The organism is Pseudomonas sp. NPDC089406 (genome assembly GCF_044900265.1).
GTDB lineage: Bacteria > Pseudomonadota > Gammaproteobacteria > Pseudomonadales > Pseudomonadaceae > Aquipseudomonas > Aquipseudomonas fakonensis.
The window spans coordinates 24341-40069 of sequence record NZ_JBJDNC010000025.1; the positions used below are offsets into that span (position 1 = coordinate 24341).

Here is a 15729-nt window from a genome sequence, read left to right on the forward strand (position 1 = left end):
AGCCGGCTTGCCGGCGATCACCGGCGCAGCCGGTGCCATCCACCGAGTCGCCTGCTTCGCGGCTGAAGCCGCTCCCACAGGGCCCCGCGAACGGCATGGCAGGCCATGGGCTTGAGAGGTGAACTTCCTGTAGACCCCATTCACTCGGTACGCGAACACAGTGCTGCTCATGTTCTGCTCCCACAGGAAGGTCAGGGGCTTCGCGGAGGGCGGCAGGACAGCAGCGCGCCAAAAGAAGTTCCGCGAATTAATTACGACTAAAGTAGTAGGCGGAAAACTTGTCAATTTTACGTCGACAAACCGGACGACTGGTTTGAACGCTTCTCAAAACGCTGTTTTTTATAGAGACCAGGCAGAAGCGATAGAGCGAAAAAATATTTCATGATGTTTCATGTACACCTAATCTCAGGCTTGTGGGTGTAGCGCAGCGGTTTCGGGAAAATTCGCCAACAGAGCGGCCGGCCTGCGTTTCAACGAGTTCCCACCCCATTTGCAACCCCGGGCTGCCGCAACGGCGACCGGTTTTTCGAAGAGGGAAAGCCGCCATGTCCAAGCCCCCCAGCCCCCGCTCCGAGCTTGCCGACGCACTGTTTCGTCTGCGAAGCAGTTTCTACGCCCTGGCCGCCTTCAGCGGGGTGATCAACGTCATGATGTTGACGCCTGCCGTTTACATGCTGCAGGTGTACGACCGCGCCCTGGTCAGCCGCAACATCACCACCCTGGGGATGCTCACCGTGCTGGTGATCGGCCTGTTCCTGCTGATGAGCACCTTGGAGATGCTGCGCACCCGGGTGCTGATCAGGGTGGGCAACCGCCTGGACATGACGCTGAACCGGCGCCTGTTCAATGCCGCCTTCGAACGCAACCTGAGCCGCGCCGGCGGCAGCCCCGGCCAGGCCCTGCAGGACCTTGCCCAGGTACGCCAGTTCCTCACCGGCAACGGCCTGTTCGCCTTCTTCGATGCCCCCTGGACGCCGATCTACCTGTTGGTGGCGTACCTCATCCACCCGCTGCTCGGGCTGGTGACGATGATTGGCTCGCTGATTCTCATGGGCCTGGCCTGGCTCACCGAAAAGGCCACGCAAAAACCGCTGGCCGAAGCCAACCAGGCCGCCATGTCGTCGGCCAACTACGCCAACAACAACCTGCGCAACGCCGAGGTGATCGAGGCCATGGGCATGCTCCCGGCCATCAGCAAGCGCTGGTTTAACAGCCACCTGCGCATCCTGCAGATGCAGACCCTGGCCTCCGACCGCGCCGCGGTCATCAGCAGCGTCGGGCGCTTCGTGCGCATCACCCTGCAGTCGCTGATCCTCGGCACCGGTGCGCTGCTGGCCATAGAAGGCAAGATCACCCCGGGCATGATGATCGCCTGCTCGATCCTCACCGGCCGCGCGCTGGGCCCGGTGGAACAGGTGATCGCCTCGTGGAAGCAGCTGCTGGGTTGCCGCAGCGCCTGGGGCCGGCTGAACGAGCTGCTGGCCGACTACCCCAACCGGCCACCGAGCATGCCGCTGCAACGCCCGCAGGGCATGCTGGCGGTGGAGAACGCCTTCGCCGGCCCACCCGGCACCAACACCACCATCCTGCGCGGGGTCAGCGTCAGCCTGGTACCCGGCGAAAGCCTTGGGGTGATCGGCCCGTCGGCTTCGGGCAAGTCCACCCTCGCCCGCCTGCTGGTGGGCGTGTGGCCGACCCAGGCCGGCAAGGTGCGCCTGGACGGCGCCGACATCTACAGCTGGAACAAGGCCGAGCTGGGCCCGTGGCTGGGCTACCTGCCCCAGGATGTCGAGCTGTTCGAGGGCACCATCGCCGACAACATCGCCCGCTTTGGCGAGGTGGACAGCGACGCGGTGATCCGCGCCAGCAAGGCCAGCGGGGTGCACGAGATGATCCTGCGCTTTGCGCAGGGCTACGACACCCGCCTGGCCGCCGACGGCAGCCCGCTGTCTGGCGGGCAGAAGCAGCGCATCGCCCTGGCCCGCGCGCTGTACGGCGAGCCCAGCCTGATCGTGCTGGACGAGCCCAACGCCAACCTCGACGACGTCGGCGAAAAAGCCCTGGTGGACGCCCTGGCCGAGCTCAAGGCCCGAGGCGCCACGGTAATTCTCATCTCCCACCGGCCCAACGTGCTGTGCGCGGTGGACAAGGTGCTGATGCTGCGTGATGGAGGCGTGCAGATGCTTGGCACCCGCGATGAAGTCTTCGCCGCGCTGCGCAAGGCCAGCGTGATTCCGGCAGGCACCGCAACCCCACTGGCCTCGGTCAAGGACGGGAGCAAATGAACATGCACATCAGCCCTTCTACCGAACTTGCCCGCAATGATGCCGACCACGGCATCGACCTCAACGTCGCCGCCCCCGCCCGCTGGGGCCTGTGGCTGGTGCTGGCAGGCTTTGGCGGCTTTTTGCTGTGGTCGTGGCTGGCGCCACTGGACGCAGGCGTAGTGGCCACCGGCACGGTCAAGGTCACCAGCAACCGCAAGGCCGTGCAGCACCTGACCGGCGGCACCGTGGAGGCAATCCTGGTGCGCGAAGGCGACCTGGTGAAAAAAGGCCAGGAGGTGGTGCGCCTGGATGCCCTGCGGGCGGTGTCCGAACAGGGCGCGGTGAGCGCCCAGTACATCGTCAGCAAAACCGTGGAGAACCGCCTGGAGGCCGAGCGCGACGGCCGCGAAGACATCACCTTCGACCCGGCGCTGGTACAGCGCTTTGCCGGCGACCCGCGGCTGGTCGCCGCCATGGAGCTGCAGGAGCACCTGCTGGACACCCGCCGCGCCGGGCTTGCCGGGGAAATCGGCATCCTGCAGGAAAACCTCGCCGCCTCCAGCGCGCAGCTCAAAGGCCTGCAGCAGGTGTACGGCGCCCGCGCCTCGCAGATGGGCTTTCTCAACCAGGAGCTGGTGGGCACCCGCACCCTCGCCGCCGAAGGCTACGTGCCGCGCAACCGCCTGCTGGAGCTTGAACGCAGCAATGCCGACCTGTCCGCAGGCCAGGCCGAAAACCTCAACAACATCGCCCGGGTGCGCAGCCAGGCCACCGAGATCAAGCTGCGCATCCTGCAGCGCCACCACGACTACCAGAAAGAGGTGCAATCGCAGCTGACCGAGGTGGAAAAGGAAAACACCACCCTCGCCGACCGTCTGCGGGCGCTGGACTACGAGGTGGCGCACACGGTGATCCGCTCGCCCATCGACGGTATGGTCCAGGCCCTGAGCATCGCCACGGTCGGCGGCATCATCCAGCCCGGGGCCAAGATCATGGAAGTGGTGCCGCTGGGCGAGCCGTTGCAGGTGGACGCGATGATCCCGGTGCAGGCCATCGACAAGATGGTCCCGGGGCTGGCCGTGGACATCACCTTCCCGGCCTTCAACCACGCCCGCACCCCCAACATTCCCGGGCGGGTCAAGACCATCTCGGCCGACCGGTTGATGGACGAAGAGAGCAAGCAGCCCTTCTACCTGGCCCAGGTGGAGGTGACCGCCGAAGGCATGGGGCTGCTGGGCAGCAACCACATTCGCCCGGGCATGCCCGCCAGCGTCACCATCAAGACCGGCGAACGCAACCTGCTCAGTTACCTGTTGAAGCCTATGCTCGAACGTGTGGACGGCGCTTTCAAGGAGCAGTGAGATGAAGCGAGTGAGCCTGTGCGTTTGCCTGATGGGGCTGGCGTTGCCCGCCGCTGCCATGGATTTGAAACAAGCCTGGGACCTGCTGCAGTACCAGGGCCCCACCTACCGCGCCGCCGAGCACGAAAGGCAGGCCGGCCTTGAGAACCGCGCCATCGGCAAGGCCGGCCTGCTGCCGCAGATCAACGCCTCGGCGTACACCAACAAGGTCAACGGCAGCCAGAGCCAGAACGGCTTCGACCGCGACCTGCACTACGATTCCAACGGCGCCAACGTGCGCCTGCGCCAGCCGCTGTTCAACAAGCAGAAGATGGCCGAGTACAACCAGGGCCAGCAGCGCGCCGACTACAGCATCGCGGTGTTCGACGCCAAGAGCCAGGACGCCGCCGTGCGCCTGGCCGAGAGCTACTTCAACGTGCTGCTGGCCAGCGAGACCATCACCCTGGCCAAGTCCAAGCTCGGTGCCTTCGACGAGCAACTGGCCTCGGCCAAGCGGCGCATGGAGCTGGGCGCCGGCACTATCACCGACATCGACGAGTCCACCGCCCGCCGTGACCTGGCCGAGGCCGAGCTGATCGAGGCGCAGGACAACCTGGTCAACGCACGGCGCAAGCTGGAGGAGTTCATCGGTGAAACGCCGGACTCGCTGACCACCTTGCAGCCGGGCTTCGCCACCCCGCCGCTGATGCCCGGCAACCTGCAGGACTGGCTGGTCAGGGCCCAGGCCGACAGCCCGCTGATCCACGCCCGGCGGCGCAGTTATGAGCTGGCTGAAGAAGAGGTCAAGCGCGCCCGCGCCGGCCACTGGCCGACCCTGGACTTCGTTGCCGGCTACACCGCCGGCGAAAGCCAGTCGCTGTCGGAGCTGAACCAGCGCAACCATTACGGCTCGATCGGCCTGGAGCTGAACATTCCGCTGTACAGCGGCGGTGGCGTCAGCGCCCTGACCCGCCAGGCCAGCGCCAACAGCTCCAAGGCCCAGGACGAGCTGGACGCCACCCGCGAAGAGGTTATCTCCGGCACCACCCGCGAGTTCCGGGGCGTGCAGAGCGGCGCCCTGCGGGTGCGCGCGCTGGAAAAGGCAGTGGCCTCCAACGAGCGTTCGCTGCTGTCGACCCGCAAGGGGTTCAAGGAGGGGGGCACCAGCACCAACTCCGACGTGCTCAATGCCGAGGAGCTGTTATTCGTCGCCCGCCACGATTTGTTCGAGGCCAAGCTCAAGTACCTGTTGTCGCGCCTGCGCCTGGCCTCGTCGGTGGGCAGTTTGGGGGATGACGACATCGACCAGGTCAATGCGTATCTGGGGCCGGAGTTGCTGGTGAGCCAGTAGTGATCCGTTGTAGGAGCCGGCTTGCCGGCGATGAGGCCCGCGAGCCTTGTGCTGGCCGGGCGGGCCCTATCGCCGGCAAGCCGGCTCTCATAGAACAAAACACAACTCATTGATTTAGCAGGGCCCTGTGGGAGCGGGTTTACCCGCGAACACCGGCGAAGCCGGTGCCAGACTCCGCGTCGCTTGCTTCGCGGGTAAACCCGCTCCCACAGGGTATGTCGCGCGCTTACGAATTCTGTTCTCTGCGCGACAGCGCAGCCCAAAGGGCTGGGTGATCTCCTACAGGTGACTGCATTCGGCTGGCGTTACGCGATCCCTGTAGGAGCCGGCTTGCCGGCGATGGGGCCGTCACTCAAAACTCATACCTCAGGTTGGCCATCAGGTTACGCGGCGCACCATAGTGCCCCCAGCTCCCGGAAAACCCGCTGTAGTACTTCTGGTCGAACAGGTTGTTCAGGTTCAGCGTGGTCGACAGGTGCTCGTTGAAGCGGTAGCGCGCCATCAGGTTGGCCACTGTGTAGTCATGCTGGGTGACGCGCGCGCCGTAGCGGCTGAAGTACACCGAACTGCTGGAGTTCCAGTTGACCCCGCCGCCCAGCGTCACGTGCTGCCAGTCGCCCGGCAACTGGTAGGTGCTCCACAGGCGCAAGGTGTCCATCGGCAGCTGGGTGGTCAGGCGCTTGCCGTCGGCGTCTTCGGTACGTGAATGGCTGTAGCCGCCCTGCAGGTTCCAGCCCGGCGCCAGCTCGCCGGCCAGTTCCATGTCGATGCCCTTGGTTTCGGCGCCGCTGACTGCCCGATAGGCAGTTTCATCCGTGGTGCCGATCACCGTGCCGTCTTCTTCGGCGACGTTGTCGCGCTCGATCAGGTACAGCGCCACGCTGGCGTTCAGGCGGCCATCGTAGAACTCGCCCTTCCAGCCGGTTTCGTAGTTGGTGCCCACCACCGGCTCCAGCACCTTGCCGCTGCTGTCACGCGACGACTGCGGCTTGAAGATGTCGGTGTAGCTGACATACAGCGACTGCTCAGGCGTCAGGTCGTAGATCAGCCCGGCATAGGGCGTGACCACACCGCGCTCGGTCAGGCTGGAGTTCGACGGGGTGCCGCTGGGCAGGCTTTGCAGGTGCGAGTGGTAGCGGTAGTTGCTGACCCGCGCGCCGAGGATCAGGTGCAGGCTGTCGGCCAGGTTGAAACGCCCGGCCGCGAAGTAGCCGCTCTGGCGGGTGTCCACGTCGTAGTCCAGTACCGGGGTGAAGCTGTCGGTGTCCGGCTTGGGCAGCTCATTGCCCCAGTTGTTGAAATCCACCACCGCATCATCGGTGCCTTCGGCATGGTGGCGGTTGATGTAGTCGAAGTAGTTGGCACCGAAGATCAGCTCGTGGGTTTGCCCGAACAGCTCGACCGGCCCCTGCAGCGTGGCGTCGATGGCCCGTTGGCGCTGGGTGGCGGTGGCGTCGCTCTGGTCGATCTTGGCGGTGCCGTCCGGGCTCAGGTTGGAGTTGTTCGACGAGCTGTAGTAGGCGCCCGACAAGGCGTAACGGTCGACGTCCATGTAGGTGGTGCCGACTTTCAACTGCCAGTCACCGGCCAGTTGCTGCTCCAGGCCCAGGTTGTAGTTGGTGGTTTCGAAGCGGTCACTGTTCCAGCGCGCACCGGAGCTGGTGGAGCGGGAGAAGTGGGTGGGCGTGCCGTTGTTGTAGATCAGCGGCACGCCCTGGGCACCGGTGGGCCGGTAGCGCTGGTGGTCGATGCTGGCGCGCAGCAGGGTGGTGTCGGTGAGGTCGAATTCCAGGGCGCCGTAGGCGATATCCTTGTCCTGCTGGTACCAGTCCATGAAGGTGTGGTTGGTCTGTTTGGCCGCCACCACGCGCCCGCGCACACCGCCGTCGGCGCTCAGCGGGCCGGACACGTCGGCCTCCAGGCGCTGATAGTTCCACGAACCCAGCCCGCCCTGCACATAGGCGTGAAAGTCCCGGGTCGGGCGCTTGCGCACCACGTTGACCACCCCGCTGGGGTCACCGGCGCCGGTCATCAGCCCGGTGGCGCCGCGTACCACCTCCACGCGGTCGTAGATGGCCATGTCCAGCAGGGTGCTGGGCATGTTGCGGGTCTGGTTTTCCTGGTAGGTGGTGACGCCGTCGAACTGGTAGGCGTTCAGGCCGCTGCCGCGCGAGTAGATGTTGAAACGCTCGCCACCGTCCTGGGACATGGTGATGCCCGGGGTCTGCTTGAGCACATCGGCCATTGTGCTGAGCTGCTGGTCGTCCATGAACTGGCGGGTGATCACGCTGATCGACTGCGGCGTTTCGCGCAGCGACAGGTTCATCTTGGTGGCGGTGCTGGTGGAGCCTGTGGTGTATGAGCCAGTGCCCTCGGTAGTGGCGCCCAGGCCTGCGGCATTGATGCTGGTGGCGCCCAGCTCCAGTGCGCCGCTGCTTTCGGCCTGCGGGATCAGCCGGAAGCGCCCGGCAGCCACCTGCACAGGTTGCAACCCGCTGCCGGCCAGCAGCAAGGCCAGGCCCTGCTGCACCTCATGCTCGCCCCGCAGCCCCGGGCTGTGCACGCCACGGGACAACTGCGCATCCACCGCCACCATCACCCCGGCCTGCTGGCCGAACTGCGCCAGGGCGGAGTCGAGGCTGGCGGGGGCGATATCGAAGCGGCGCACTTCGGCCTGGGCCGGCAGGTGCAAGGCGGCCATGGCCAGGCCGACGGTGAGCGAGGTGGCAAGGGGGGTAAGGCGACACAGCATCGAGACGATCCTTGGCAAGACAGGGGGGTGGCGCGCGGTGAAATCAGCGCGTTTGCCTGTCTTGATGCGCGAGAATGGAAAACCTGCCGAAAGCTGATGAAAATTTTCAGGGCCTCATCGCCGGCAAGCCGGCTCCTACAGAGGACCGCGATCTCCTGTAGGACCGATCAGGCCGGCACCACGCTGGCCCAATACCCCAACACCCGCTGCACCCGCACCGGCAGCACCTGGGCCAGCAAATCCAGGCTGGCCTCGGGCTGGTCCAGCGAAAAGGTGCCGCTGACCTGCAGCCCGGCCACCTGCGGGTCACAGCGCAACACGCCCTTGCGGTAGCGGTCCAGCTCGGCCAGCAGCGCGCCCAGGGGCATGCGCTCGGCCACCAGTTGGCCCTGGGCCCAGGCCGCCGCCCCCAGCGGCAACGGCGCCGCGCTGCCAACGCCCGTGGCGCTGAACAGTTGCTGCCAGCCGGCCTCGAGCCCGGTGCGGCCGCCCTGCCCGTACTCCACCAACGCCTTGCCGTCGAGCACCTGCACCAAGGTGGCAGCAGCCTGCTGGCGCACCACCAGCCGTGCGCCGCCCCCCGGCAGCACTCGCGCCTGCCCGGCACGCAGGCTGACTGCGGCCCCCTGCCCCACTTCCAGCAACACCCGGCCGCGGTTGAGGGTCAGCAACTGGCGGCCCGCCACCTGCTCAGTGTCCAGCGCACTGCCGGTGTCCAGTTGCAAGCTGATACCCGCCACGCGCCAGTTGCGGCGCTCGCCGGTGGCGGTGCCGTAGTCGCTGAACAGGGTGGGCAGCACGCTGCGCTGGTTGACGCCGTAGCCGCTGGCCAGCAGCACACCGGCGCCCATCAGGCCGCCGAGCACGCTGCGCCGGGAAACCTGGGTGCGCGCCTGCAGCAGGCGCCGGGTACTGCGCGCAGGCAGCACGGCGGTGCTGTCACGCAGGCCTTGCCCCAGGCCGGCCAGGCGCTGCCAGGCCAGCTCATGGGCCGGGTCCGCCGCACGCCATTGCTGGCAGGCGTGCTGTTCAGCCTCGCTGCTGCTGCCCGATTGCAGGCGCACCGTCCACAGCATCGCCTGCTCCAGCACCTCGGGCGCCAGGCGCTGGGTGCCTGCCATGTGCGGCGTCATGCGCCGTAAACCTCGGCGTAGCAATGCCGGTAGGCCTTGAGCATGGCCTTTTGCACCACGTTGACGGTAAGCCCCAGTTGCTCGCCGATCTGCGCGTAAGTCAGGCCGTCGAGCTGCGACAGCAAAAACACTTCGCGCACCCGGCTGCCCAGGCCGTCCAGCACCTGGCCGACAGCGTCCAGGGCTTCGAGCACCAACAGACGGGTTTCTTCCGAAGGTTGCTGCGCAGGCTCCAGCCGCGCCAGGCTTTCGAGGTAGGCGCGTTCCAGTGCCTGGCGGCGAAAATGCTGCAGGCACAGGCGCCCGGCGATGGTCGCAAGGTACGCCCGCGGCTCGCGCAACGGCGCCGGCAGCTCGCTGCGCAGCAGCCGCACGAAGGTGTCCTGGGCCAGGTCCAGGGCCTGCTCGCGGTTGCCCAGCCGGCTGCGCAGCAGGGTTACCACCCAGCTGTGGTGCTGGGTGTACAACTCACCGACGGCGTCGCGGTTGGCGGGGGGCATGGGGCGGGCCTCCAGGGGCGGGTGTCAGAAAGTCGCGCATGATAATACTTATCATTAATGCGCTTCCATACCCTCCGGCCCGCTCCCTTCACACGCTGCGGGTCAAGCCGCCATCGACCTTGATGTTCTGCCCGGTGATGTAAGCCGCGCCGTCACTGGCCAAAAAGGCGATGGTGGCGGCGATTTCCTCACTGGTGCCATAGCGCTTGAGCGGCACCATGTCGCGGCGCTGCTCGGTGGCTGGCAGGCTGTCGATCCAGCCGGGCAGCACGTTGTTGATACGCACGTTGTCGCCGGCATAGGTGTCGGCGAAGACCTTGCTGAACGCCGCCAAGCCCGAGCGGAACACCGCCGAGGTGGGGAACAGCTCGCTGGGTTCAAAGGCCCAGGCGGTGGAGATGTTGATGATCACCCCGCCCTGCTGCTTTTGCATGATTGGCGTTACCAGCCGCGCCGGGCGGATTACGTTGAGCAGGTAGACCTCCATGCCCTTGTGCCAGTCCTCGTCGGTGATGTCGAGGATCGGCGCACGTGGGCCGTGGCCGGCGCTGTTGACCAGTACATCGACACGTCCCCACTTGGCCATGACGGCATCGACCAGGCGCTGCAGGTCGTCCACCGACTGGTTGCTGCCGGTGACGCCGATGCCGCCCAGCTCGGCGGCCAGCGCCTCGCCCTTGCCCGAGGACGAAAGAATGCCGACCTTGTAGCCGTCCGCAGCCAGGCGCCGGGCCGCCGCTGCGCCCATGCCGCTGCCGCCGGCGGTGATGATTGCCACTTTTTGTACTGACATGCTGCCTCCTGATGAACTGCGTTGGAATGCATTCACCCTAGCAGCCACTGGTGGGCCGAGGGAGGCAGCCGGGGCTTGCAAAGCCAGTAGCTCAGCTATCGGCTGCTTGCCGATTCAACCAGTTTTTGACAACCTGCAGCGCTTCGCCCTGCCGGGGGTTGCGCGGCCACACCAGGTAAAACGCCTTGTCCAGCCGTAGTTGCAGTTCGAACACCTGCACCAGCCGCCCCGCTGCCAGGTCGGCGGCGACAAAGGCCTGGCTGGCCAGGGTGATGCCCTGCCCCGCCAGCGCCGCCTCGATGGCCAGCGCGGTCTGGTTGAAGCGCAGATTGCGCGCCGTGGGCGGCGGGTGGCCGGGGAACAGCGCAGCAGTGAAGGCGGGCCAGTAATCATGGGCGTCGTGCAGCGCAACGAACCCCTGCAACGCCTCGAAGCTACAAGGCTGGCCCTTGCCGGCCAGCAACCCCGGGCTGGCCACTGCCACCACCCGTTGCTCCATCAGCAGTTCCACGTTCAACCCGGGCCCGAACGGCGGTTGGCCGTAGCGCACGGCCAGGTCCACCGCGTCGGTGTGAAAGTGCGAAAGGCGGTCGCTGGCCAGCAGGCGCAGGTCGATGCCCGGGTTGGCCTCGGCGAAGTCGCCAAGCCTTGGGATCAGCCACTTGGAGGCGAAGGTGGGGGTCACGCTCACGGTGAAATGTGCAGGTGCCGGGCGCAGCAGGCGGGTAGCCTCGTCGATCATCGCCAGGGCCGCGCGCACGCTGGTGCTGTAGGCGCGCCCCGCGTCGGTCAGGCCCAGGCCACGGGGCAGGCGCTCGAACAGGCGAATGCCCAGGCTCGCCTCCAGGCCGCGAATCTGCTGGGCCACGGCGGCCTGGGTGACGCCCAGTTCCTCGGCGGCGAGGCGAAAGTTCAGGTGGCGCGCGACCACTTCGAACATGCGCAGGGCGTTGAGTGAGGGTAGCGCGGGGAAGGCGGCGGGCATGGGTGTGGAAAATCTATTGGCTTTGGGTGCTCAGAGGCTAACGCTCGGGCGCGGATTGGGGAAGGGTTTGCAGTGCCTGGGCGGGCCCTATCGCCGGCAAGCCGGCTCCTACAGGGGTACGCGATATCCAGCCTTACGCGCTCCCCTGTAGGAGCCGGCTTGCCGGCGATGAGGCCAGTACGAGCAGCACAAGACAGTGGCTCCCGCCGAAGCCGAGCGATCTCCGGCAATGCTTGATGCTGGGTGAGCTGAACAGGATGCCACTGGCTGATGGTAGGCCAGGCGCGCGCCCACGGGCCGCATAACACCAACCTTCCCATCACCCGCCCGATGGTCTAGGATGCCCGCCGCCGGTTTCCACCTCGGAATTAATAGGGAATCCGTCGCTCGCCTGCATGCGAGCCAAACGGAACTGCCCCCGCAACTGTAGGTGCCGAGCCTGCTCCTGATACGCCACTGGACAAAGTCCGGGAAGGTTGGAGCAAGGCCATGACGCATCAGTCAGGAGACCTGCCGGCAAACATTCACCAACCGGCGGGGTGTCCGGGATGGCCATCCTTCACCCTGTCCAGGGTGCTGCCCCGTGCCTGCACGGGGCAAGGTGATGCCTGTCCGTACGCATCTTGCGCGTAACGTTCGACAGGAGATCGCCCCCATGCTGACCCGCGCCCTTACCCTGCTTGTGGTAGCGACCCTGCCTGGGCTCGCCGCGCATCAGCTGCGGGCATTTGCCCATCGCGGCAAACCGAAAACTTGCGCACTACGCGGGGTCATGAACATGGCTAAAGCTTTTGTGAAAGTAATTCAGTTCCACTCGAAGCGCCCCCTCCCTACACTGCGCCTCAATTATTGAGCTTATGAAACTCGAGTGGAACCACCGGCCATGACGATTAATAACTTTGAGTTCTCGATCAAGAGCATTCGTTTCGACGAGCATTATCAGCCGTCGGATAACACCCGCATCACTACCAACTTTGCCAACTTGGCAAGGGGTGCAAGCCGCCAGGAAAACCTGCGCAATACTTTGCGCATGATCGATAACCGCTTCAATACACTGGCGCACTGGGACAACCCCACGGCTGACCGCTACAGCGTCGAACTCGAGATTGTATCTGCCGAATTGAATATCGATGGCAAACACGGCGATAACGCCCTGCCATTGATCGAAATCCTCAAGACCACCCTCATTGACCGACATACCGGCAAGCGTGTTGCCGGCATGGTCGGCAATAACTTTTCGTCCTATGTGCGCGATTATGACTTCAGCGTTTTGCTCCTCGGGCACAACAAGAACCGGCCAGCATTCAGCACGCCGGAGCAGTTTGGCGAATTGCACGGAAAACTGTTCAAACGCTTCCTGAGCTCCAGCGCCTACGCCGAAAATTTCGACAAGCCACCGGTCATCTGCCTGAGCGTTTCGAGCAGCAGAACCTACCACCGCACCGAAAACCTGCACCCGGTGCTGGGCTTTGAATACCAGCAGGATGCCTATTCGCTGACCGATGAATACTTTGAAAAAATGGGCCTGAAGGTGCGTTACTTCATGCCGCCGAACAGTGTCGCGCCGCTGGCATTTTATTTCGCCGGTGATTTGCTGGGCGACTACACCGACCTGGAACTGATCAGCACCATCAGCACCATGGACACCTTCCAGAAGATCTACCGCCCGGAAATCTACAATGCCAATTCTGCCGCCGGGAAGTGCTACCAGCCCAGCCTGCAGCATCAAGACTATTCATTGACCCGCATTGTCTACGACCGCGAGGAGCGCAGCCGGCTGGCGATCGAGCAGGGCAAGTTTGCCGAAGATCACTTCATCAAGCCTTACCACTCGATACTCGAGCAATGGTCCGCCCAATACGCAGCCTGAACCGCACGGAATATTAAGGTCACCCCATGAAAAAACTGCTCCCCACTTCCACTGCCGGCAGCTTGCCGAAACCGTCCTGGCTGGCACAGCCAGAAACACTCTGGTCGCCCTGGAAGTTGCAAGACGAAGGTTTACTCGAAGGTAAACAAGATGCCCTGCGCCTGGCGCTGCAAGAACAGCAACACGCCGGCATTGATATCGTCAGTGATGGCGAGCAAACCCGCCAACACTTCGTCACCACCTTTGTCGAGCACTTGAGCGGCGTTGATTTCGAAAAGCGCGAAACGGTCAGAATTCGCGACCGTTACGACGCCAGCGTACCGACCGTGGTGGGGGCGGTTGCCCGGCCAAAACCGGTGTTCGTCGAGGACGCCAAGTTCCTGCGCGGGCAAACCGACCAGCCGATCAAGTGGGCCCTGCCAGGCCCGATGACCATGATCGACACCCTGTACGACAGCCACTACAAAAGCCGCGAAAAACTCGCCTGGGAGTTCGCCAAGATCCTCAACCAGGAGGCCAGGGAGCTGGAGGCAGCCGGGGTCGACATCATCCAGTTCGACGAGCCCGCCTTCAACGTGTTCTTCGATGAAGTGAACGAGTGGGGCGTCGCCACCCTGGAACGCGCCATCGAAGGCCTTAAATGCGAAACCGCCGTGCATATCTGCTACGGCTACGGCATCAAGGCCAACACCGACTGGAAAAAGACCCTGGGCTCCGAGTGGCGCCAGTATGAGGAGGCCTTCCCGAAGCTGCAGAAATCCAGCATCGATATCGTCTCGCTGGAATGCCACAACTCCCATGTGCCGATGGAGCTGATCGAGCTCATCCGCGGCAAGAAGGTGATGGTAGGTGCGATCGACGTGGCCAACCATGCCGTCGAAACACCCGAGGAAGTCGCCGCCACCCTGCGCAAGGCCCTGCAGTTCGTGGATGCCGACAAGCTCTACCCGTGCACCAACTGCGGCATGGCCCCCCTGCCCCGCCAGGTGGCTCGCGGCAAGTTGCAGGCCCTGAGCGCCGGTGCAGATATCGTGCGCCGCGAACTGCTGGCCCGTTGAAGACACGCCACCCGAAGGTCCGACCATGTCACGTTCCAGCCTGGCCATAGCGCCGTCGCATTTTCGCGAAGCCCTCGGGCACTACGCATCCGGTATCACGGTGATCACCTCGCTCATCGATGGGCAGCCGCTCGGTTTTACCTGCCAGTCGTTCTACAGCGTGTCGATGAGCCCGCCGCTGGTGTCGTTCAGCGTGATGTCCAGCTCGGCCAGCTACCCGGCAATACGCAAGGCGGGCCGCTTTGCGGTGAACATCCTGTCCGGCGAACAGGTTGGGGTGTCCAACCAGTTCGCTCGCAGGGGCACGGACAAGTGGCAGGGCGTGCAGTGGCAGGCATCGCCGCTGGGCAACCCGCTGATTGCCGGCAGCCTGCACTGGCTGGACTGCGAGATCCACGCCGAACACGCCGCAGGTGACCACCTGATCGTGATCGGTGAAGTGAAAGCGCTGAACGTTGAAGAGACGACGGCGGCCCAACCCTTGCTGTACTTCAAAGGACAATACTGCAACCTCGCCGCGCACGACGCGCCTTGAGGGCCAGCCCGCTACCCATGATCGATCTGAGACACCTGCGTACGCTGCATGCCTTGCGCGAAACCGACAGCCTGCCGGATGCGGCCGAGCGCCTGCACCTGACGCAGTCGGCGTTGTCGCACCAGTTTCGCGAGCTGGAAAACCGCATCGGCATGCCGGTGTTCGTGCGCAAATCCAAACCGGTGCGTTTCACCACTGCTGGCCTGAAGCTGCTGCAACTGGCCGACCAGGTGCTGCCGCAGATCCGCAGCACCGAGCGCAACCTCAGCCGGCTGGTGAGCGGTGCGGCCGACCGCCTCCATATCGCCATCGAGTGCCACAGTTGCTACCAGTGGCTGATGCCCTCGCTGGACGAGTTTCGCAGTGCTTGGCCGGAGGTAGAGCTGGACTTGGCTTCCGGTGTGTCATTCGCCCCGCTGCCGGCCCTGGAGCGCGGCGACCTCGACCTGGTGGTGACCTCCGACCCGGTGGAGTTGCCAGGGATCACCTACGTACCGCTGTTCGGCTACGAGGCGATGCTGGCCATCGACAAACATCACCTCCTGCGCGACAAACCCTGCCTGACCCCTGCCGACCTCGCCGGGCAAACCTTGATCACCTACCCCATCGAGCGCAACCGGCTGGATATCTTCACCCGCTTCCTCGACCCGGCCGACATCGAGCCGGCCCAGGTGCGCACCGCCGAAATGACCATCATGATGATGCAACTGGTGGCCAGCGGCCGTGGCGTGTGCTGCCTGCCGAACTGGGCGGTGCATGAATACAGTTCGCGCGGTTATGTGCTGGCCAGACGCCTGGGCGAAACCGGCTTGCAGGCCACGCTGTACGCGGCGGTGCGCAGCGACATGCTCGAGGTGCCCTACATGAGTGACTTCTTGCTGACCGCCAAGGATATTTCGTTCGCGACCCTGGAGGGCGTGAATGCGGTGTCGCAGGGGGCTGGCTGAGCGCGAGTCGGCGCCGAACCTGTAGGAGCCGGCTTGCCGGCGATGAGGCCGGCAGCCCCGGCACAAAGCCTCGGTTTGCAGGCCCTGCCGGCTCCTACAGATACAGCTCTGGGTTCAGGTTCGGCGCAATCCTGTAGGAGCCAGCTTACCGGCGATGAGGCCGATAGCCCCGACACAAGGCCTCGGTTTGCAGGCCCT

General features: G+C 64.8%; 13 protein-coding genes and 1 riboswitch. Of the genes, 8 read left to right on the forward strand and 5 right to left on the reverse strand.

What is annotated here, in order from left to right; all coding sequences use genetic code 11:
• Positions 1 to 545: 545 nt before the first annotated feature.
• Genes ACI2KK_RS17995 through ACI2KK_RS18005 form a run of 3 tightly spaced genes read left to right on the forward strand, consistent with a single transcriptional unit; the run spans position 546 to position 4958 of the window.
• Positions 546 to 2285 carry a type I secretion system permease/ATPase gene (locus ACI2KK_RS17995; RefSeq protein WP_404669926.1) on the forward strand — a complete coding sequence of 580 codons (1740 nt, stop codon included), beginning with the start codon at positions 546 to 548 and terminating at the stop codon, positions 2283 to 2285.
• Positions 2286 to 2287: 2 nt separating this feature from the next.
• A complete protein-coding gene (locus ACI2KK_RS18000) occupies positions 2288 to 3628 on the forward strand; it encodes an HlyD family type I secretion periplasmic adaptor subunit (protein WP_217843617.1) in 1341 nt (446 codons plus the stop codon).
• A 1-nt stretch (position 3629) separates the two neighbouring features.
• Positions 3630 to 4958 carry a TolC family outer membrane protein gene (locus ACI2KK_RS18005; protein WP_404669927.1) on the forward strand — a complete coding sequence of 443 codons (1329 nt, stop codon included), beginning with the start codon at positions 3630 to 3632 and terminating at the stop codon, positions 4956 to 4958.
• A 352-nt stretch (positions 4959 to 5310) separates the two neighbouring features.
• Here the strand turns inward: ACI2KK_RS18005 and ACI2KK_RS18010 are convergent, their stop codons facing one another.
• The 5 genes from ACI2KK_RS18010 to ACI2KK_RS18030 all read right to left on the reverse strand — a co-directional run bounded on the left by ACI2KK_RS18010 (position 5311) and on the right by ACI2KK_RS18030 (position 11121).
• The gene (locus ACI2KK_RS18010) at positions 5311 to 7710 is read right to left on the reverse strand and encodes a TonB-dependent siderophore receptor (RefSeq protein ID WP_404669928.1); all 2400 of its coding nucleotides are present in this window, start codon (positions 7708 to 7710) and stop codon (positions 5311 to 5313) included.
• A 167-nt stretch (positions 7711 to 7877) separates the two neighbouring features.
• Complete coding sequence (locus tag ACI2KK_RS18015; RefSeq protein WP_404669929.1) at positions 7878 to 8843, reverse strand: DUF4880 domain-containing protein; 966 nt, start codon at positions 8841 to 8843, stop codon at positions 7878 to 7880.
• Positions 8840 to 9343, reverse strand: coding sequence for a sigma-70 family RNA polymerase sigma factor (locus ACI2KK_RS18020; protein ID WP_217884654.1), 504 nt, complete (start codon positions 9341 to 9343; stop codon positions 8840 to 8842). Before ACI2KK_RS18020 ends, ACI2KK_RS18015 begins: the two co-directional genes overlap by 4 nt.
• An 88-nt stretch (positions 9344 to 9431) precedes the next feature.
• Positions 9432 to 10136, reverse strand: coding sequence for an SDR family oxidoreductase (locus tag ACI2KK_RS18025; protein WP_404669930.1), 705 nt, complete (start codon positions 10134 to 10136; stop codon positions 9432 to 9434).
• A gap of 91 nt (positions 10137 to 10227) precedes the next feature.
• Positions 10228 to 11121 carry a LysR substrate-binding domain-containing protein gene (locus ACI2KK_RS18030; protein WP_404669931.1) on the reverse strand — a complete coding sequence of 298 codons (894 nt, stop codon included), beginning with the start codon at positions 11119 to 11121 and terminating at the stop codon, positions 10228 to 10230.
• A gap of 334 nt (positions 11122 to 11455) precedes the next feature.
• Positions 11456 to 11654, forward strand: a riboswitch (cobalamin riboswitch).
• 122 nt (positions 11655 to 11776) lie between these two features.
• Here ACI2KK_RS18030 and ACI2KK_RS18035 point away from each other — a divergent pair.
• The 5 genes from ACI2KK_RS18035 to ACI2KK_RS18055 are packed head-to-tail and all read left to right on the forward strand — an operon-like array spanning position 11777 to position 15531.
• Entirely contained in the window at positions 11777 to 11974 is a 198-nt protein-coding gene (locus ACI2KK_RS18035; protein ID WP_404669932.1) for a hypothetical protein, read from the forward strand.
• A gap of 30 nt (positions 11975 to 12004) precedes the next feature.
• On the forward strand, positions 12005 to 12991 hold the full coding sequence (locus ACI2KK_RS18040) for a DUF1852 domain-containing protein (protein WP_404669933.1): 987 nt from the start codon (positions 12005 to 12007) through the stop codon (positions 12989 to 12991).
• 26 nt (positions 12992 to 13017) lie between these two features.
• Positions 13018 to 14049 carry a methionine synthase gene (locus tag ACI2KK_RS18045; protein ID WP_404669934.1) on the forward strand — a complete coding sequence of 344 codons (1032 nt, stop codon included), beginning with the start codon at positions 13018 to 13020 and terminating at the stop codon, positions 14047 to 14049.
• A 25-nt stretch (positions 14050 to 14074) separates the two neighbouring features.
• Complete coding sequence (locus ACI2KK_RS18050; protein ID WP_404669935.1) at positions 14075 to 14584, forward strand: flavin reductase family protein; 510 nt, start codon at positions 14075 to 14077, stop codon at positions 14582 to 14584.
• A 17-nt stretch (positions 14585 to 14601) separates the two neighbouring features.
• A complete protein-coding gene (locus tag ACI2KK_RS18055; protein WP_404669936.1) occupies positions 14602 to 15531 on the forward strand; it encodes a LysR substrate-binding domain-containing protein in 930 nt (309 codons plus the stop codon).
• The last annotated feature ends 198 nt before the right edge of the window (positions 15532 to 15729 follow it).